This is a genomic window from Acinetobacter sp. B-6 (assembly GCF_056930735.1).
Genome location: NZ_JBXPBY010000002.1, coordinates 287,809 through 306,997 on the forward strand (window position 1 = coordinate 287,809; position 19,189 = coordinate 306,997).

Consider the following 19,189-nt stretch of genomic DNA (forward strand, 5'->3'; position numbering starts at 1 on the left):
TTTTATTTTTATTTATAGGATTCATTTTTTAGTCACCATATTGATCAAAAGCATCTGATTTGACAGAGATTTACCCGAAGTCTATGTCAACATAAAATCGATTTTTTCTTAAAATATTGAATCTTTATTTGACTTGTAAAATGGTAATTTTATCCTTGTGCAATTTATCACAACACTTTAAATGATCATACCGACCATATTTTTTAAAAGTGACAGTTTTCATTACAGTGATTTAAAAATCAGAACAATTTATCGTAAAAATACAATAGCACTATGGTGTATGTGAAATAACAATTGATTTTTGGCATCTACAGCATATGTCTGATCTTGTATTCATCTGAAATAATACCACTCATCTCTTTGTCTTAAAAAACCATGTCAAAGCTATATTGACTCTACTATAAGTAAACAGGAGCTTCGTGTACAAATATTCGAACAAAGAAGTTCATCATTCTAACAAAAACAACAGGGATATATTCACTATGGAACAGAAACCTACTCCTCGATATAAAGCGATATTAACGGCTTGTATCATCGGCATAGCTTCAATTTCAGCAACATCAATCACAACTCAAGTGGTGGCAGCAAACAGTAATGTAACTTCGATTACACCAGCCCAGCTTTCAAGTGTTGCCTATAGCATGAATGCCAATATGGCACAGCGTAATTTGACAACATCTGAAAGAACTCTGTATCAGCAATTGTATAATATCGCCAATAGCCAAAATTCATTATACAACCCATCTATTTTTTCAATCGTTCAGCAGTACGAAAATGTTCGCAGCAAAATCCGTCAACAATTTGCAGTCGTACAACAGTTGGCTGAGAATACCTACGGCACCCGTGCCCAACAGAAAGTTTTACTGGCAACCAATGCATTTATCTTGATGTATTACGATGCACTCAGTCGGAACAATCCCAAATTTTATTGGCCAAATCTAGGAGTCTTCGTCGCTAATGATGTACGTTCTACATATGCATTGAGCTATTCTTTATCCAATGCCTTAGATCCTTTGAATGTCAAAAACGGACAAAATATTGTCATTGCTGGAATGCCGATCCCAACATTGCAATCAACCATCGCTAAAGCCAATAATGAGTTAATTCAAGGACAAGCCAATGTGATGGCAGATATCGGTGGGCTAAGTGTCATGCATCAGCACTATGATTCAACAATTTTGGCACAACAGCTCAGTGGCTATGGTGTAAACCTGTCTCAAGCATTTAAATTACAGAAACTTGCAGATGAGGAAGCATTGCGATCTGGAATTTACTCATCACAGTTTAAAAAGCTCGCAACCAATGCTGCTATCAGTTTTGGTATACATGAACAGGAAAAAATTTTACAACCGATGTGGGACAAGCCTTTGATGCGAGACTTTGCCAACATCAACAATTTTATGCTGTCATTAAGCCTAGAGAATTTGGGCTTAAGGGGGGATATTTTTGTTGGGGTAAATAAATTTAAACTGATTTTTACACCTTATCTCATTATTCGTGCACCTTTTACAGCCACAAATCTCGCCAATTTACAGCATCGAATCGCTATTGCTCGTAATGGTTTCAACGTCTTAAACGAATGGAAACAAAATATCTTTTTTGCGCCGTGGATTCCGATTTATCAAGCACAAATTGGTCGAGGAGAAGGTTTGTACCAGCCAATAGGCGCGAGATAACAATTTATTCATTGTGCATAACATTACAATTTTTTCAAAGCGACTACATTTTGAGCACAATTCTTGCTTGTTTAAATGGGTGTATATCGCACAATAAAAATACTCAACAGAAAAGAGGTGCAACATGATTTTTAAAGACCATATTGTCCGTGTTGAAAATATCAAGACGATGCAAATGCTGAATAATGCAAAAATAGATCATCAAGTGATTGCATTGTTTATGACCTGTGAAGGTATTCCTTTATCCACAGAAGACGTCAGCTGTATTTTAAGACAGTATGATTGCCTAGGACAGCACAAAGTTTCAGCCCAAAAGGCGAAAGCTTTGTTGCAGGCTAAAATGGAGCATTTTGAGGACTCAAAATTACCTTGCCCTGCTGCTTATTAGTTTATATCAGTATGAACGTCGCACTTTAACCCAACTTTTAGTGGCAAATAGAATTCAGCTTGTATTTGCCACTTTCATTAAAAACCGTTTAATACTGACAACCTCAATACTGTTATTTTTGCAAAGTGATGGTGAATATTTGGTTTTCAATATGATAATGTAAGCCTGATTGCTGCATTTTTTCCTCTAATAATTCAGAATGGTCAATACATTTCAAAGCGACTCGTTGACCAATATAACGATTTTCGATTGAATTAATTTGAATCTGTCGAACTGCCCTCAGTGGAAAAATACCATAACGACATTCAATGTAATTTGGTGTTGGGAAAATTAAAAAATGATCCCATACTGATACTTCTAATGTATCAATCAGTTGAATGCGATAATTAAGATTTAATCTTTCAATCTCATTGAAAAGCAATACGATTGCATCAATCATCATCAGATATGAATATTTTATAAAACATTCATTTTAAGCAATCAGCTTTCCTCAATATAGATGTGTATAATGAAAAATCCTCAATAATTTTGTATTTAGCCCTATATGCTTCAAATTCTACAGAAACAGCTTGATGAAAGTACATTTTGCCCACTGTGTCAGGCAAGTATGTATTATGTCGAGGCTGAGGAGTTTGAAAAAGACGTTCACTTCCATCAGTGCAGTCATTGTCATCATCAAGTGTTCCTCAATAATCAAGGCAACTGTCATTGCGAAACGTGTCAAAATAAACGACGTAAATTGATTAAAGAAACGCGCCTGCAAGAAACAAGAAAACTCAAAAGAAAAGATGATTTTGAATTGGGCTTAGATCAACTCAGCTTTTTACATAAGTTATTTTTATTGAGTATTTTAGACAATCAAGTACATGAAAATAGCCAACATCAAGAGTTTATTGATTGGGAAATCATTAAATATCATTCAATTACACCCAACTATTATTTTCAAAGTCAACTTCTCAATCAGTTGATTAAAGAAAACGTTCTTGTGCCAAAAGATTTTAGTGATGATGCACATCAATACTATATCAATGTCCGTTTAGATGGTTATTCCGAACCCAGCCTCTTTAGCATTACCACACAACTTCGCCATTGGTTTTATGAAAATTTAAGCCAAGGAATACCATTCAGACATTCAGAAGAAGTCAAAAATACACTCTACGTGTTGTTATATCAAGAAATCGTACAATTTACTCAACATTATTGTCGTACTTGGGGAATTCAAATTTCGGGCAATAAGAACTTCCAAACATTTTGTTATCGACTACTTGATGTTTTGGCTGTAGGGCAAATTTTCTATTTGATTCAGACCGCTTTGGAATATTTATATCAGAAAAAAGCCTTGCAAGTCCGAAATGAAAATTTTATTAACACCAATATTCTAAAAAAAACCGTTCAGCAATATCGTGAACGTGCTGTCGCAGAAAAATGGGAAACATCGACGCTACCTCGCCCACCCAACATCCCTTTAAGTCGCATGAGTGAAATTCTGTTTTACCATTTTTTAGGCTACGATGAAGGAATTTTCTTCCAACCAGTGTGGAAGTCTTGGAAAAAGATTGAACCGCGCTTAAACTTTTATTCACAAAAACGCTGTATGTACTGTGGTTCAAATGAACTCACTGTTGAATATGATGCACAAAATTACGTGACATTGCTCTGTCGAAACTGCAAGCATCAAGATCACTACTTTACTCAGTAAGGACTTTATATGAATCATCCTGAAAATATTACCCATTCTCAAACGGATCAACTTCATATCCAGACTGATGTTATCTTACAGAAAGTTGTGGATGCTTGGACAGAATTACAAACCCAACAACCGTTGGTACACTGCATTACCAACAGCGTTGCAGCCAATTACGCAGCCAATATTTTATTGGCGGCTGGTGCATCACCGGCGATGATTGATAATCCCTTTGAAGCAGAAAGTTTTGCCTCTATTGCAGCGGCATTGAGTATTAATCTTGGAACACCAACATCTGAACAAATGCAAGCCATGCAAATTTCAGCACAGACTGTTGCAAATAAAAATACACCTTGGGTACTTGATCCTGTGGGTTATGGTCCATTTCTAAAATGGCGTAGTGAAATGGTCGATCAATTGGTTTTACTTCATCCGACTATTATTCGTGGCAATGCATCTGAGATCAGTGCGCTCGCAGGCAACCAAGTTGAATCCAAGGGTGTTGATAGTGCAGTGTCAAGTAATGAGGTTTATTTACAAGCTCAAGCGCTGTTAAATCATTGTGAATGTGTCGCAATTTCTGGTGAATCTGATTTCGTCCTTTCAAAAGAACTTCATCATGTGATTCAAATTAATGGGGGAAGTTTTTTACAGCCTAAAGTTACGGCGACAGGTTGTGCTTTAGGTGCTTTAATTGCGGCATATAGTGCTGTGACCACTCCAGCAATTGCCACTATTTCTGCACATATTCACTTTGCCATTGCTGGAAAATTGGCTTTTGAAAAAGCCTCGGCTGTGGGGAGTTTTAATGTGGCGTTCCTCGATGAAATTTACCAAATGAGTGCCAATAAAATTTGGGAATACAGTGATATTCAAGTATTAGGTCTCTAAATTAATCTGAAATTGATTAAAGGATAATACTGAACAGCATTTAGAAGATTAAATTGCATATTAGTCTAGGTTTGATCAGCAACCATTTATTTTGTTTGGGAAAAAACTGCAACTTAAAACTTTCATGACTTTGTCGTGCTTAAATTGCAGAACTTGCCACAATTTTGCAATCAAACTTTACCAAAGAGCATGGACTATATCATTTCAATGGCTATTTATCAGATGATCGTTTTCTTTATTTTAGGTGCTGGTTAATTCTTACAGGAAAGGAATTTTTTGAGGGCACATTGCATGAGATTGAAAACTTCGTCAGTTGTACTGTTTGAATAAATTGCTCAATTAAAGCGTGAATAAAAAATGGGGCTTATCGTTAAGCCCCATGATTGATCATTTTTTTACAAATACTTTCTTATAAATTTCTCTCGGCATTTCAGCAAATTCCACACAGAGCTGAATTTCCAGACCTTGAGCTGAATAGTCTTGAAACGACTGTAAAAATTGTGACAGATTTTCCGTCATTAAATTTTTTTGTTCTTCACTGCGTCCGCTTAAACCTTGTAAACGAACAAAGATGAATGCTTGTTGATTGTCTCCAAAACCGATCAGATAATCTGAAACTGATTGAATACGCGACTTAATATCATGTGCATCGCTGACTAAGCCCGTATCAAACAAAGCATGATTTAAACCCAACATCAATTTCTTTTGATCTAAATTCTGAATATTGTCTGAATAATCAATAAACATTTGTGGCATCGTGTTAACCATATGAAAATATTATAGATTAGTATTGAGTATAACATCCCTACTCTAGAAACTGTAAAATTAACGCAAATTTATAACTTTAGTTGTATATACTTCATTAAAAAATAAGCAAAAATTTAGATATAGTACTATTATCAAAGCATTGGTTATCAAATTTTTGCTTAGAATTCTCCACTCCCAAAATCTTGTTGAATGTAACTTTCTGATCGTTGCATCATATCCATTAATTTTTATATCACTACCACGACGTATACACGACCTCATAACCAAGGCAGGTATACTGAACGAAAAAATAAATTTAGCGCCATAATAACTTCGGAATAAAATGACATTTCTCATCTAACCAACATAATTTTTCTTGAGTTTCCAATCGATCATGAAGTCCCATTAAATGTAAAACATAACGGTCTAAATCACTGGCATCGATAGGTCTTTGGCTACTTATTCCCTTTTTCGGCATTTGATCATACCAAATCAGGATTGGTACACGATAACCTGCTTCTGTATCCGAACTATGACCTGCATAATTGAGTTTATGACCCACTTGATTTCCATGATCAGACAAAAAAGTAAAAGATCTAAAATCAGCCCTTTTGGACAAAAGCAAATCAAACAGTTTAGAAACAATCCAATCTTGATAAAGGATACTATTATCGTATTCATTACGTTTTAACTGAATAAAATGATTGATTTTATTTTGCTCTAGCGTCCTTTCAACCTCATCATTTGTCGCATCATTAAATTTAGAAAACTGTTCAGGATAACGTAACTTATAATTTGGGTGTGAACCAATCAGATGTAGAATAATGAGCTTACGAGGCGTTGGATCATCTAACGCAGCTTTATAAGCTGGAAGAATATTTTCATCCAATGAACGACTGCTCCGACCGGACTGTTTATTGATAAAAACCACTGCGTCGGCATAGTTTGCAAATAATGATGAGATATAAACATCATCTTGATTACTGATCCAATACACCTTGAATCCTGCAGCTTTTGCATAGCCCATAATATTTTCTGGTGCTTGGTCATCCATCGCATTGCGTGTGCCATCATTAAATAAATAACGTAGCGATTGAATGGTAGAAGATGCAGGCGAATAACCTCGACAAAATACTTTGAACTGCCCACTACGTTTGCTTAACTCAGGTGTTGTATTTCGAGGATAACCACATAAGCCAAAATTAAAACTGGTAATACTGTCTGTTAAAACCACTGTATGGGTTTGCTGTTCAGCAAACGGTTTACGTCTATCCAATCTTTTTTTTGCATTGAACGTCCAAGTTTGATGTATATGATGGTGTTGTGAAACACGTGACTGAAAATCTTTAATTTTGCCATAATATCCAAACCAATAAGCAAGTGGATGCAAAGCAAAAGAAGGTTTTAGCACATAACTGACCACACACAGTAATATCAAAAACCCGAGGATTGAGCGCCCGACGACACGCATTGGATAAATATGAAGATGTGGCTGATCAAAATATTTAAATAAGACTAAAAAATATAATCCCAATGTGGTTAAAAAACACAACAGCAAAAGCCCAAACAATCCTGCATGTTGTTGCATGAACTCTAAACTTTCATTGAATGTGGTATTTGCAATCGACTCAACAATTAAATAGCCTTCTGCATCACTGTTAAATAACCACCAGCTCAGTGAAAGTAAGGTAGTATGCAAGAAAAAAATAAACCACCAAAGTATCGCGGATATTTTCCAAACCAGTTTTGACTTGCTACTCGCTTGGAAGCATAACCAAACACCTGGCATTGCTAAAAATGCCAAACGTAAACTATCTGCCCAGCTTCCAGCAAAGCCCAATGTGAAAAAGACAATCAAGACAGGCAAAAGCAAATAAAATGCAAAAAACCATCGTTGTATATCTATCGGCAGTTGATTAAATCGGCGCATAGCACTTAAACGCTTTAAACTTTGAAAAAGTAATGTTGAACGAGAGCAGCAACACCAATCGTTAAGAATACCAGTGCACCAATTTTATGAATCAATGAAATTGGAAGTTTTTCTGCAAGTTTGTTGCCGATAAATACTGCTGGTGCATTCACCAACATGATTCCCAAAGTGGTTCCAACTGTCACCCAGCCGATACTGTCAAAACGAGCAGCTAAAGCAACTGTTGCAATTTGGGTTTTATCCCCAATTTCTGCCAAAAAGAACAGCACAAATGTTGCACCAAATACACCATATTTTTGCCATTTATTGATACTTTCGGATTCATCCCCTAATTCATCAGGAATAAGCATCCATATCGCCATCCCAATAAATCCTAATGAAACAATCCATAACAGTACAGTTGGACTCAATACCGTGGTGATCCACTGACCCAATATGGCTGAAACACCATGATTGACAAGTGTGGCTAAAAAAATCGCCAATAGAATGGGAATGGGTTTTCGAAATCGTGCAGACAGAAGCAGAGCTAAAAGTTGAGTTTTGTCACCGATTTCAGATAAGGCAACAACAGCAAGAGAGATAAGGAAAGCAGACATCATAATACTTTTCTCTGGCTAGCAATAATTACCAATGATTTATAACTCTAGCTAGCCAAAGCAGAGTAACAAATCAAAGGTCTTGCCAACAAAAAGAAATTATGATCAAAAAGATCTTTTGGTTCTTTGCTATGATGACCATGCCCATTTGAGCAATTATGTTGACCATCACCTTTTTACCCGAGGTAAAAAGCGGCTACTCCCCAATGAAGTTGAGTTATCATAAAGAATACTTGAGCAATTTTCAAACATAATTTTGCGATATCAAAATTTCACATTTGATCTAGCATTGCGAGCCTGCAATAGTACGTTTTTACTCGATCTGTACAACTTATAGCATCTGAGATGCAACGCTAGAGTGATGATCAATTCTAAATTTTCATAATCATCAAATTGTTCAAAAGAAACACTTCAATCTATTGATGTTCGTGCATGATAAAATCATCACAACTGAAAGCTGAAATTATAGTTCTTCATATGCTTATATTCTGGGAATATTGCAATATACCAATAGAGTAATTTTTCTCAACCTTATTCATACTTCCACCATTAGAAGGATTTTTATTCGACAAACAGTAGGGCTAAACGCACTTGGTCATATCCCATTTTAGGGCTGGTCAACTCTACGATTGGGCGTAATTTTATCGCACCATCATCATTAAAATGACTTGGATCTTGCCGTTTCATTAATTTTTTATAAATTGTCCGTATTTTCTCGACCACCTCTTCACCCGGATTAGCAACAGAAATATCAAGCCCTTGTTCCTTATGCAGTCTCGCCAAATGATTGATGATTGTTGCTGGGGTTAAACCTCGCTCAATGGCAATATCTTGAATTTCGTAGCCACTTTCAAACAACTCACGCGTTTCGTCCAATGTGGCTGAAGCATAGTTGGCTTTACCGTTATTACGCGCCAATTTTTTTTCATTGCGTTCTATTTCAGTGGCGTTCAATGTCCCACCACAATGGCGAATAAAAGCATTATGTTGGGGTGTTAAGTCAACCTCCGCATAGTGCTGTTCAGCTTCACTGGAAAGCTCTTGAAAACGACGATCTGCTTTGATTGCCAAACTATCAAGTTCTAATGCTTGATCGTTGAAGCCAAGCAATCTAAGCCCCTCAATTGATTTTAACCGTGACAAAGCAACATAACCTTGCCCTTTTTCAAAAGTATGACTCAAATTAATTTCAGCAGCTTCTAAGGTCATGCCTTGTGATTTATGAATAGTAATTGCCCACGCCAAACGCAATGGAACTTGTTGTAAACTGGCAATCGTTTTACCGCCTTCATTGTCCACTGACCAAGTTTCAGGAGCGACCAATAAAGTTGTTCCATCGGTCATTTTCACCTTGGGCAACATCCCCATTTCATCATCTTCTTCAAAACCAATCACTTCACCTAAACTGCCGTTGATATATCCCATGTCAAAATTATTTTTAACAAACATCACTTTGGCATGTTTTTTTAATGTCAGTTCTTCAGGCGCACGAACTGAGGATTTTAATGTTTCTATCAGCTTTTCGTTCCCATCTGTCACTGCAACAAATTGATGATCATCACCCTCAATTGCATTTAAATGCTGAAAATTGATGCTATCCACATCCATGTTGTGCGTATATAAACGGGTGAACGTTTCACCTATATCTTGATGACGCGTATTTTGTAAGGCTTGAATATGTTGTGGCTGAATATTCTGTGCACGAATTGCATTGAGAATATCATTGAGTGCAGAATCATCTTGACGATGCTGTTCAGTCAAATAACAAACCCGAAATTTTGCCTCAACCCATGCATTAGACATAAAACAAAATTTATCACGATTCAGCTCATTATTTTTTCCTACAGGCGGAAGCTGAAAGAAGTCGCCGGCAGCAATCACTTGAATTCCACCAAAAGCATCATCAGATTCTTTAAAATATTTCAAAACTTGATTGACCAAATTTAACTGTTTGGCATGTAACATTGAAATTTCATCAATAATCAATACTTGAGCATTTTCCAGATGCTCTTTGAGATATTTACGCTCTTTCATCCGCTTCAAATCATCGTCTGAAAGCGTATCTTTAATGCCGATACCAGCCCATGTATGAATGGTCATTCCATTCATATGCGTCGCCGCAATTCCTGTAGAGGCTGTAATTGCGACAGGTACTTTACGGACTTTTAAATAATTGATGTATTGATTCAACGTATAGGTTTTTCCTGCACCAGCAGAGCCAGTCAAAAAGACATTTTCACCCGCTTTCATGAGTTTGAGTGCAGTTTCTTGTTTCATAACAGCCTTGAATTACCTTAACAGGATGGGACGGCTATAGCCTAACGATTTTTAATTAAAAAGTTAAGCCAAAAATAGCTTAGAAAAAAGAATAGACCCTGTTGACGATGTTTATAAGTTACCGAGTTCTTCATTCGGTTGAATACTACTTTTCCATTTTAAATGTTGATTCACATTTTCGATAAATGCCAGTGCCTTGCTTATATAAGATTGATCTGGAATATGATTATTAGGCAAGCGAAGTTGATCAAAGCTCAACTGCCCTAATTTATAGTAACAACCTAAAGTCATGACTTGATTGGGTTCAGCTATATTTGACATATGGAATGCTGCATATTCACGCTCCACTATTCTTGTGCTGTAGGAGACAGCTAAACAATGTTTGAAAACGACTGACTCTTGAGTAATTCGTTGTAGACTGTTGAGTTCCTCATAACACCAATCTTCAAAATAAATCTTTTGCATCGGCGCAATGCGATCCCACGAATCCACAGTAATTTTTTCTTTGAGTTTCGACATTGTCGTAACAAGATCATTGTGCAAATGCCATCGCTTCGCTTGTTGATAAAGACCAGACCAAGTCACATTACGTTCGATTTCATGATGTGTATTAAATAAATGCATCACATAGTCCAGAACAAAGCTGTCATAAATACTATAATGCGGCATTCGATCGGAATTGATATGTTTAAACTTCTTACGAAAATCATCTACCTGAATATTATGTTCGCGCATTTGAATAAAAAAATCAGGATGTTGCTGCAACTGAGGATCGATGAATCTGATTAATGGCGCAGGTAATTGATTGGCAATATGCTGAACAAACAACATAAATGCCTGAACAACACGACTGATTTTGACAAATATTTTCCTATAGGATTGGGCTTGATCACCAAGGATCAATGTAGCGAAATCCAACCATTCTTCGATATATAAATAAGAATTTGAAATCAACTTTTGCTGTGATTTATGTTCACTGACCGATTCTATAAAACGGTAGCGGCTATTTTTGGGATGATTTTGCCATTCATTTGTAATGGCAAATGAATGACATTCTATTAAGAATAACCGTGCAGCACTATTTTTAAAATATTTTAATACAGCCAATATTACTTCAGGAGAGATTTTTGAAGTATCAATGAGACTTAATACCGTGATTGTCACTCTAACGTTTACATCTGTAATATGCCGACTAATCCAATCATTAACCTGTTCATTTTGTTTATACAGCCAATTCACAGTACGTTTTAAAGCAAATATCGGCAATTTTACAAGTTGATCCAACTCCCAATATTCATCCTCTGCCTGCAAAAAATGTTGTTTACTCAATAAGTCCTGATACTGCCAAAAACCACGTTTCATATGCTTGGCATATGCCAACATTTGTGGAAACTCTTGTGCATGTTTCGACAATAATTGATAACTTGTAAAATATTGCTCAATCTCGCACAAACGTAATGACTCGGGGTGAAAGACTTTAAAAATCCGAAAAAAATGTTTGGGTAGGAACTGGTCTAATGCAAAAATAGCCTGATGGAATTTTGGAATAAATTGCTGGATAGATAAGAACGTTTGCCCCAAGACAGAATTAATCAGCAATAAATGCTTAATATTAATTTCCACACTTAACGGAATAGCTTTACCATATTGAGCAAAATCAGAAATATAAGCATGATCAAAATAGTTATAATGGATTAAAATTCGATCAATCTGCTCAGCATCTGCTTGATTGATATTATACAAATACTGCTCTACTCTGTTTTCACCATCAATCCAATCAAAGATCTGCTCAATCAATGTTTGACGAAGAATTTGTGCTTTGGTTTTTAAATCAGTGGGATGAATTTCATCATAAGATTTGGTATAAAAAAATACCTCTTGCGACACATATTGAATCAGTCGCTTAGGATAATGCGGTGACTCAGATAAATGTGCCAGCTTATCCTGATCAAACTCAAAAGACAGCCCTGCTGTCTCATCAAATTTAATCTGCAATAATTGGTTGGCTATACCGAGTTTGTGCTGTGCATGATCAAATTGGAAAAAGTTATCTGCATTCACCGCTTTTAAATAGTGAAGCTGATCAAGATAAATACGCTCTAAGCTTGCTGAAACTTGAATTAATTCTTGTGCAGCAAGTTGGTGTCTGTTTGGCAGCTGATCTTGAACTGTCTGCACCATAATCTGCTTAATCCATCTCTTTAAAATTCTATCGAGTTGAATATTCTATGCGAACCATTTAACAAAACAAATCGTATTAGATTATCTTTTGCAAAAGTTTGTTAAGTCTCTGTGGAGAATTTCACAAACGATTTACATTGTGGGTTTAAACGAAATTGGCTCTGCTATTTTGAACAGCAGAACCCTTTCAAGCAACAGTGGCAATTCTGACAGAATATCAAATTACATGTTTACAGTTTCATTAAGAATGTACTGGTTTGATTCCCATACGATCCTCAATCAAATCGTAACACCATTGGAAAATAAAGGTATAGATTAAAATACATGTAGTCATGCCTAAGTCCAATAGGACCGCCTGCCACAATGTCATATCCATTGCATAAGCAACCATTGGAATAGTCGCCAACATCAAGCCACCTTCGAAACCAATGGCATGTAGGATACGCACGCCAATAGTACGTTTAAGCTTTCTTTTATGCTCAAATTTCTCGAAGAAATGGTTAAAAATCATATTCCAAACTACAGATGTCACAGCCATAGCCACACCCAATACACCTGTAACTTCCATTGGAACTTCAAAAATAAAACTCAATGCAATCGCTATGATCACCAATAGGATGATTTCATAGCTCAATGCATGAATGATCCTTCTTTTGGAAATCATCATTTAAAACTACTCTTTTTGTTTCGACTGTTGCATTATATTTTTATAATATTGATCAATCGAGTCAGATTCTTTCAATTTTATTGAAAGATTAACTTTATTCTCTTTGCGATATTTCTTTCATTTTCACATGATCTCATTTACTAATGGCGGTCCAATATGAATATCAATCAAGAACAGTTGATGATTTTTAAAACAGTCATGGAAACGGGTTCTTTTTCTGCTGCCTCAAGACAGCTTGGAAAAGTTCCATCTGCGGTCAGCATGTCGATCGCCAACTTAGAAATTGATTTAAATCTTAAACTTTTTAAACGGGTCGGACGCGAACCTATACCAACATCACAGGCACAGCTTCTATATGAAAAAACCGAACAACTTCTAATTGAAATGAATCAATGGAAACAACAAGCAATTGCCCTCAGCGAAGGTTTGGAATCCTCACTGAATATTGTGGTGGTTTCAGAGTTGGTACATACCGATTGGACCGAATATATTGCATTGCTTGCCCAACAGTTTCCAAGTTTACAAATCAACATTTTTTCTGCACCACAAGAAGATGCACTTAAAATGCTTATGAATCAGACAGCGCAATTGGCGTTGATGTTTGAACGTGAAATGTTAGAAAGCCGCGAACAATTTGTTGAGTTAAAAAAAGAAGCTTTAGTGCCTGTATCTGCAATCAATCACCCTCTATCTGCCCACTCAAAAGTAAGTTTTGAACAAATATTGCAATCCAGACAAATTGTTGTCGCCAGCCGAGATCGCACGATTAAACCCGAGTTACTCTATTCTAAAAATTACTGGCGTACTGACAATCATCACTCAGCTTGTTCGCTGATCTTAAAAGAATTAGGTTGGGGAGTACTTCCCTTAGAAATGTTTAATGAAAACCCAGAGCTCAAACATAAGTTAAAAATACTTGATTTGCTCGATTTCACACCAAAATTTGAATATTTTGTTGATTTGGTTTGGAGTCGTGAGAGTAATTTAGGTTCAGCTGCTCGTTTTTTGATTAATCACATTCGAAATCAAAGAATTCATACAAAATAATATGTCTTTCAGTACATTTTCCTATTTTGCTGAAATGGCATTGTGTTATAACTAAATCACAAATATTTTAACTAAGAAATAACCGGTAATGACTCAATCTGCATTAGACCAATTAAAACGCTTAACCACTATTGTTGCTGATACAGGTGATTTAAACGCTATTCAACAATTTCGCCCGCTAGATGCAACGACTAACCCTTCACTGATTACAGCTGCCGCTCAACAGCCTGAAAGTCGCACCTTGATTGAAGATGCTTATGCACAAGCTAAACAAGAAGGCTATGCACTTGATGAACTAGTCGAACGCACCATTGATATTCTGACAGTAAAACTCGGTGTAGAAATTTTAAATCTTGTTGAAGGACGAGTTTCTACGGAAGTTGATGCGGCACTTTCTTACAATACCGAAGAAACAATTGCGAAAGCCAAAGAACTATTGGCGCTGTATCAAAGCTACGGAATCAATCAAGATCGAATTTTGATTAAAATTGCATCTACTTGGGAAGGTATTCAGGCGGCTAAAGCACTTGAAGCAGAAGGCATTCATTGTAACCTGACTTTATTATTTGGTTTACATCAAGCCAAAGCATGTGCTGACGCTAAAGTCACGCTGATCTCTCCATTTGTTGGGCGTATTTTAGATTGGTATAAAAAAGCTGAAAATGTTGACAGCTACCCGATTGATAAAGATCCGGGTGTACGCTCTGTCAAACAGATTTATCACTACTACAAACAGAACCAAATTAAAACAGAAGTTATGGGCGCAAGCTTCCGTAGCGTAGACCAAGTTCTAGGACTTGCTGGTTGTGATTTACTGACTGTTGCTCCCGCACTGCTTGAAAAACTGGAAAATGATCAACGTACAGTAAGCGCTCAGTTGAACCATGAACAATCACATCAAGATCAACCGCATCAAGAAATTTCTAAAGCTGAATTTAAACAGCAACTTGAAACAGATTTGATGGCATTCCAATTATTACAAAGTGGAATTGATGGCTTTATTAAAGCCCGTGAACAATTGGCTTTATTATTACGCCAATCCTTTGGGCTTGAAACTGATTTTATTGATTGATTTTCAATCATTCACTATGTTTAAAATGCACTAAAATTGCTCACATTCTAAAGCCGAGTTTGTTATCATAAGCACTCGGCTTTTTTATTCGCTTTTCTTAAACTGTGAGAATATTGTGTTTGGTATTACGGATGTCGTGACATACATATTAGGGACAATTTTTATCGTCATTCTCCCGGGTCCAAACTCGCTCTATGTGATGTCCATTGCGTCGAGATTTGGGATTAAAATAGGCTATATCGGCGCGTTTGGTGTTTTTACTGGTGATTTAATCCTGATCCTTTGTACCGTATTGGGTGCTGCATCCTTATTACATGCCTTTCCTTGGCTATTTGTAATTCTTAAAGTGGTCGGCGCAACTTATTTGTCTTATCTAGGAATTCGCTTATTAATCGCCAGTGTTAAAACTTGGCGTAGCACACCACAAACGATTCAATCAGATGCTCTCTCATCAACCACGACTGAACAATTTCATCCTTTTCGTACAGCATTGACAATCAGCTTGTTAAATCCGAAAGCGATTTTATTTTATTTGTCTTTTTTTGTGCAATTTGTTGACCCAGATTATCCTTACCCAGCACTAAGTTTTGCTGCTCTTTCTGTGATTCTACAAATCATTAGCATGAGTTATTTAACCATTTTAATTTTTTCTGGGGTTAAACTCGCAACCTTCTTTAACACCCGCTATAAAGTTGCGGCAGGATGTGTTGCAGCGGTTGGTATATTGTTTTGCGCCTTCGGTATAAAGCTCGCAGTTTCAACCATGTAAAAGCATATAATGTGTTGGGTACGCTTAAATTTAAAGCGTCTTCCACATTTGGGGGTATACAGCTTCGAAGGTTAAAATTGAGCATTACTTTGTTTATAATGCAATAATGGGGTTAAACAAAAAAAAGTAGTTAAGCAAAGTGAAGCATCACCTAAGTCAGGATCAAGTAATGTTAATGTGTAGAATTGCTTGATCATAAAAAACTTGAATTATCCAGCAATGATAATAAATTCAATTTTTCTATTTGCTTTTGATATTAAATTCTAATTAACGCTGTCAGCTTTAAAATGATCCATGTATGATGGATGCATTTTCAACCATTCAATCAAATTTAAAAGCAAGGGATCATGCAAAAGCTTCTCCAAGACTTCTCAGTACCTGCCGTATTTGCAGGCTTTATTACTTTCCTTATCGGTATCAGTGTTTCAGCTGTTTTAGTGATCCAAGCTGCACAATTACTTGGCGCGAATCCAGAACAAATTACCTCTTGGTTTTGGGCATTAGGTCTAGGTATTGGTCTCTCAGGTTTAATTCTGTCTTGGAAATTTAAATATCCTGTTGCAACCTCATGGTCTACTGCTGCACTTGCATTAATCATAGCAACAGCAAGTGGTTATTCACTTTATGAAGCAATTGGCGCTTTTTTAGTATCAGGTTTGCTTACAGCTGTGCTTGGATTTTCAGGTATTTTTGAAAAAATCATCAATTATATTCCACAAAGTCTGACCAGTGCGATGTTGGCTGGAGTATTGCTAAAATTTGGAATTGCCTTATTTGCCAGCATGCAAAATGACTGGGCTTTTATCCTCAGTTTATTGGCTGTGTATGTGATTACAAAACGTTTATGGGCACGTTATTGCATTGTCATCACAGTGATTGCAGGGATTATCATCTGCCCATTCTTTATGGAGTTTCATGTTCCAACCTTACATTGGGGATTAGCAAAACCTGTATGGATGATGCCTGAATTCACATGGTCAGCAATTTTAGGGCTAGCGCTACCACTATTTGTGATCAATATGGCATCTCAATACTTACCTGGGATAGCGATGATTAAAAGTTATGGCTATCAACCGCATGTCAATCAGTTAATAGGTTGGACTGGAACCGCTCAAACATTACTTTCACCTTTTGGCTGCTATACCGTGAATATTGCTGCAATCAGTGCCGCAGTAAGCCTAGATGATCAAGTACATCCCGATCCATCTAAACGTTATATTGCTGGTATGAGTTGTGGATTTTTCTATATTTTAATGGGCTTGTTTGCTGCTACCTTAACCAGCTTATTGATGTCTTTCCCGCACTTATTTATCGTTGCTTTAGCAGGTATTGCTCTATTTGGTACGATCAGCCACAACATTGCGATTGCATTCCATGAAGTTAAAGACCGAGAAGCTGCATTACTGACCTTTCTCTTTAGTGCCTCAGGAATACAATTTTTCGGTATAGGTTCTGCTTTTTGGGGACTTTTATTTGGTTTTGCCGTTTCGTTTATCTTAAATTTTAGAATCAGAAAATAATCAAACCCGATAAGGTGAGTTGCTTGACTTACCTTATCTAAAATTTAACTGAATAAATATATTCACACCTCTACTGTTGAAAACAATAACTAATCATATTGAGCAGGGGTATATGAGTAAAAACAAAACACTGCTTTGTTTACAGCGCAAGAATAATGTTCAACAAAAAAAAATGGGTGATGTAATGTGAAGCACCGCATACGCAAATCGATTTAAACTTTAGATGTAATGCGTCGCATTGCAAGTTTTATATCATCAAAAAATAGACTCATCACATTAATTTATTGATCTAAAAATTATATTTATGTATGTTTTTTTAGCATATTGACTGTAAAAACACCAATACAAAGAAAGGGAATTTTAGCTAAAAAAAAAAGCTTACCCTAGGATGGATAAGCTCGAAACTTGAAACAACAATAGAAACTTCAAAAAAGAATCTGGTGCAGATTATAGTGATGAATAATTACTCAAACCAATATTTAAAAAAACTTAGTGAATAGTTTTTCTTACAAAATAAAAATTAAACTGTTCACAATTGTAAAAAATTAACACTAAACACATCACGCTTTTTAAGCATAAAAATATATAACAATCATCAAACTTTCCAAACTTAAGACTAAAGTATTAGATTTCTGGATAGTTACCTGTACCCTCAGGCCAAGGTGTTAACAGTTCAAACCCTGTTTCTGTCACAGCAACCATATGTTCCCACTGTGCAGATAAAGATTTATCTGCTGTCACAACAGTCCAACCATCTTTTAATTCTTTGACACTGGCTTTACCCGCATTAATCATAGGTTCAATGGTAAATACCATGCCTTGTTTAAGCACTAGCCCCTGTCCTGGTTTTCCATAATGCAATACATTGGGCTGTTCATGATAAATTTTACCAATGCCGTGACCACAATATTCACGAACAATACTATAGCCTTCACGTTGACCTACACTTTGGATGGCATGCCCAATGTCTCCAAGTGTTGCACCGGGTTTTACAGCATGAATACCTGCAACCATTGCCTCATATGTAGTTTCTACTAATTTTTTAGATTCAGGCTTTACAGTACCCACATAATACATACGACTGGTATCACCAAAATAACCATCTTTAATGATTGCTACATCAATATTAATAATATCGCCATCATTCAAAACAGTATTTTTAGATGGAATACCATGACATACCACTTCATTCGGAGAGATACAGGTGGTTTTTGTATAACCATAATAACCCACATTGGCTGGAATAACTTTGAGTGTATTCACAATATAATCATTACAGATGTCATCCAAATATTCAGTCGTTACCCCTGGCTTAACATATGCACCAATCATTGCTAAAACTTGGGCAGCTAAACGCCCTGACACTCTGAGTTTTTCAAGGTCTTGTTCAGTTTTGATGGTGACTGTTGAAGCTTTCATTGGATCTGTCCGCAAAAGTGAACCGATATTATATGCTTTTTCGATTGCTTTAGGGCTTTTTCTTGTTGATGATGAGAGTTAAAAATGTCGATTGGTACGCATAATTATAAAAATAAGCTTTAAACTACAAATTTGCGTTTTTTAATCCTATAAAATTTTCTTTAAAATTAGCTTGTACAAATTTAACCAAATTAAGCGCTGAATCATCCACATAAATATAACTCATATGGTTAATTGGTTAAAATTTATAAAAAACAGGAATATTACCCATAAAATAAAATACAAAAAATCTCGCATTTCCACTAAAATCGCTGTTTTGCGTTTT

Annotated in this window: 17 protein-coding genes and 1 riboswitch; of the genes, 9 read left to right on the forward strand and 8 right to left on the reverse strand. The window is 36.2% G+C overall.

All coding sequences use genetic code 11. From position 1 onward, the window contains the following. Positions 1-482: 482 nt before the first annotated feature. Positions 483-1,676, forward strand: coding sequence for a hypothetical protein (locus tag AC1Z3T_RS04055; RefSeq protein WP_100885374.1), 1,194 nt, complete (start codon positions 483-485; stop codon positions 1,674-1,676). A gap of 124 nt (positions 1,677-1,800) precedes the next feature. After that, a complete protein-coding gene (locus AC1Z3T_RS04060) occupies positions 1,801-2,064 on the forward strand; it encodes a hypothetical protein (protein ID WP_004830430.1) in 264 nt (87 codons plus the stop codon). Between the two features lie 112 nt (positions 2,065-2,176). Here the strand turns inward: AC1Z3T_RS04060 and AC1Z3T_RS04065 are convergent, their stop codons facing one another. After that, a complete protein-coding gene (locus tag AC1Z3T_RS04065) occupies positions 2,177-2,506 on the reverse strand; it encodes a DUF6678 family protein (protein WP_228153592.1) in 330 nt (109 codons plus the stop codon). A gap of 102 nt (positions 2,507-2,608) precedes the next feature. Between AC1Z3T_RS04065 and AC1Z3T_RS04070 the strand changes: the two genes are divergently transcribed. The 3 genes from AC1Z3T_RS04070 (at position 2,609) to AC1Z3T_RS04080 (ending at position 4,965) form a co-directional block, all read left to right on the forward strand. Next, entirely contained in the window at positions 2,609-3,763 is a 1,155-nt protein-coding gene (locus tag AC1Z3T_RS04070; protein WP_100885375.1) for a hypothetical protein, read from the forward strand. Positions 3,764-3,772: 9 nt separating this feature from the next. Beyond that, on the forward strand, positions 3,773-4,639 hold the full coding sequence (gene thiM / locus AC1Z3T_RS04075) for a hydroxyethylthiazole kinase (RefSeq protein ID WP_009584791.1): 867 nt from the start codon (positions 3,773-3,775) through the stop codon (positions 4,637-4,639). A 164-nt stretch (positions 4,640-4,803) separates the two neighbouring features. Beyond that, positions 4,804-4,965 (forward strand): DUF4240 domain-containing protein, encoded by a 162-nt coding sequence (locus AC1Z3T_RS04080; protein WP_157811011.1) that lies wholly within the window; start codon positions 4,804-4,806, stop codon positions 4,963-4,965. A 61-nt stretch (positions 4,966-5,026) separates the two neighbouring features. Here AC1Z3T_RS04080 and AC1Z3T_RS04085 read toward each other — a convergent pair whose 3' ends face one another. The 6 genes from AC1Z3T_RS04085 to aceI all read right to left on the reverse strand — a co-directional run bounded on the left by AC1Z3T_RS04085 (position 5,027) and on the right by aceI (position 13,037). Beyond that, the gene (locus AC1Z3T_RS04085) at positions 5,027-5,395 is read right to left on the reverse strand and encodes a 5-carboxymethyl-2-hydroxymuconate Delta-isomerase (RefSeq protein ID WP_005032003.1); all 369 of its coding nucleotides are present in this window, start codon (positions 5,393-5,395) and stop codon (positions 5,027-5,029) included. Between the two features lie 307 nt (positions 5,396-5,702). Beyond that, the gene (locus tag AC1Z3T_RS04090) at positions 5,703-7,316 is read right to left on the reverse strand and encodes a phosphoethanolamine transferase (RefSeq protein WP_100885376.1); all 1,614 of its coding nucleotides are present in this window, start codon (positions 7,314-7,316) and stop codon (positions 5,703-5,705) included. A 14-nt stretch (positions 7,317-7,330) separates the two neighbouring features. Continuing rightward, the gene (locus AC1Z3T_RS04095; protein WP_167387392.1) at positions 7,331-7,912 is read right to left on the reverse strand and encodes a TMEM165/GDT1 family protein; all 582 of its coding nucleotides are present in this window, start codon (positions 7,910-7,912) and stop codon (positions 7,331-7,333) included. Between the two features lie 71 nt (positions 7,913-7,983). Further along, positions 7,984-8,129, reverse strand: a riboswitch (yybP-ykoY riboswitch). Between the two features lie 344 nt (positions 8,130-8,473). Continuing rightward, positions 8,474-10,189, reverse strand: coding sequence for an AAA family ATPase (locus AC1Z3T_RS04100; RefSeq protein WP_004830420.1), 1,716 nt, complete (start codon positions 10,187-10,189; stop codon positions 8,474-8,476). 111 nt (positions 10,190-10,300) lie between these two features. Beyond that, entirely contained in the window at positions 10,301-12,370 is a 2,070-nt protein-coding gene (locus AC1Z3T_RS04105; protein WP_100885377.1) for a hypothetical protein, read from the reverse strand. Positions 12,371-12,611: 241 nt separating this feature from the next. After that, the gene (aceI, locus tag AC1Z3T_RS04110; RefSeq protein ID WP_004830418.1) at positions 12,612-13,037 is read right to left on the reverse strand and encodes a chlorhexidine efflux PACE transporter AceI; all 426 of its coding nucleotides are present in this window, start codon (positions 13,035-13,037) and stop codon (positions 12,612-12,614) included. 156 nt (positions 13,038-13,193) lie between these two features. On the opposite strand from aceI, the gene aceR reads away from it, so the two are divergent. The 4 genes from aceR (at position 13,194) to AC1Z3T_RS04130 (ending at position 17,445) form a co-directional block, all read left to right on the forward strand. Beyond that, positions 13,194-14,084, forward strand: coding sequence for an HTH-type transcriptional regulator AceR (aceR, locus tag AC1Z3T_RS04115; RefSeq protein ID WP_004830417.1), 891 nt, complete (start codon positions 13,194-13,196; stop codon positions 14,082-14,084). An 88-nt stretch (positions 14,085-14,172) separates the two neighbouring features. Next, the gene (gene tal, locus AC1Z3T_RS04120; protein WP_262541178.1) at positions 14,173-15,156 is read left to right on the forward strand and encodes a transaldolase; all 984 of its coding nucleotides are present in this window, start codon (positions 14,173-14,175) and stop codon (positions 15,154-15,156) included. A 115-nt stretch (positions 15,157-15,271) separates the two neighbouring features. Further along, positions 15,272-15,925, forward strand: coding sequence for a leucine efflux protein LeuE (gene leuE, locus AC1Z3T_RS04125; protein ID WP_262541177.1), 654 nt, complete (start codon positions 15,272-15,274; stop codon positions 15,923-15,925). Positions 15,926-16,272: 347 nt separating this feature from the next. Next, positions 16,273-17,445 carry a benzoate/H(+) symporter BenE family transporter gene (locus AC1Z3T_RS04130; protein WP_009584789.1) on the forward strand — a complete coding sequence of 391 codons (1,173 nt, stop codon included), beginning with the start codon at positions 16,273-16,275 and terminating at the stop codon, positions 17,443-17,445. A gap of 624 nt (positions 17,446-18,069) precedes the next feature. Here the strand turns inward: AC1Z3T_RS04130 and map are convergent. Continuing rightward, the gene (map, locus tag AC1Z3T_RS04135; protein ID WP_151713106.1) at positions 18,070-18,864 is read right to left on the reverse strand and encodes a type I methionyl aminopeptidase; all 795 of its coding nucleotides are present in this window, start codon (positions 18,862-18,864) and stop codon (positions 18,070-18,072) included. Between the last annotated feature and the right edge of the window lie 325 nt (positions 18,865-19,189).

Coding starts and splice junctions, on each gene's coding strand:
- map (WP_151713106.1), bottom strand. CDS start 18,864: ATGAAAGCTTCAACAGTCACCATCAAAACTGAACAAGACCTTGAAAAA.
- thiM (WP_009584791.1), top strand. CDS start 3,773: ATGAATCATCCTGAAAATATTACCCATTCTCAAACGGATCAACTTCAT.
- tal (WP_262541178.1), top strand. CDS start 14,173: ATGACTCAATCTGCATTAGACCAATTAAAACGCTTAACCACTATTGTT.
- AC1Z3T_RS04090 (WP_100885376.1), bottom strand. CDS start 7,316: ATGCGCCGATTTAATCAACTGCCGATAGATATACAACGATGGTTTTTT.
- aceR (WP_004830417.1), top strand. CDS start 13,194: ATGAATATCAATCAAGAACAGTTGATGATTTTTAAAACAGTCATGGAA.
- AC1Z3T_RS04130 (WP_009584789.1), top strand. CDS start 16,273: ATGCAAAAGCTTCTCCAAGACTTCTCAGTACCTGCCGTATTTGCAGGC.
- aceI (WP_004830418.1), bottom strand. CDS start 13,037: ATGATGATTTCCAAAAGAAGGATCATTCATGCATTGAGCTATGAAATC.
- AC1Z3T_RS04055 (WP_100885374.1), top strand. CDS start 483: ATGGAACAGAAACCTACTCCTCGATATAAAGCGATATTAACGGCTTGT.
- AC1Z3T_RS04100 (WP_004830420.1), bottom strand. CDS start 10,189: ATGAAACAAGAAACTGCACTCAAACTCATGAAAGCGGGTGAAAATGTC.
- AC1Z3T_RS04105 (WP_100885377.1), bottom strand. CDS start 12,370: ATGGTGCAGACAGTTCAAGATCAGCTGCCAAACAGACACCAACTTGCT.
- AC1Z3T_RS04070 (WP_100885375.1), top strand. CDS start 2,609: ATGCTTCAAATTCTACAGAAACAGCTTGATGAAAGTACATTTTGCCCA.
- AC1Z3T_RS04060 (WP_004830430.1), top strand. CDS start 1,801: ATGATTTTTAAAGACCATATTGTCCGTGTTGAAAATATCAAGACGATG.
- AC1Z3T_RS04095 (WP_167387392.1), bottom strand. CDS start 7,912: ATGTCTGCTTTCCTTATCTCTCTTGCTGTTGTTGCCTTATCTGAAATC.
- AC1Z3T_RS04065 (WP_228153592.1), bottom strand. CDS start 2,506: ATGATGATTGATGCAATCGTATTGCTTTTCAATGAGATTGAAAGATTA.
- AC1Z3T_RS04085 (WP_005032003.1), bottom strand. CDS start 5,395: ATGCCACAAATGTTTATTGATTATTCAGACAATATTCAGAATTTAGAT.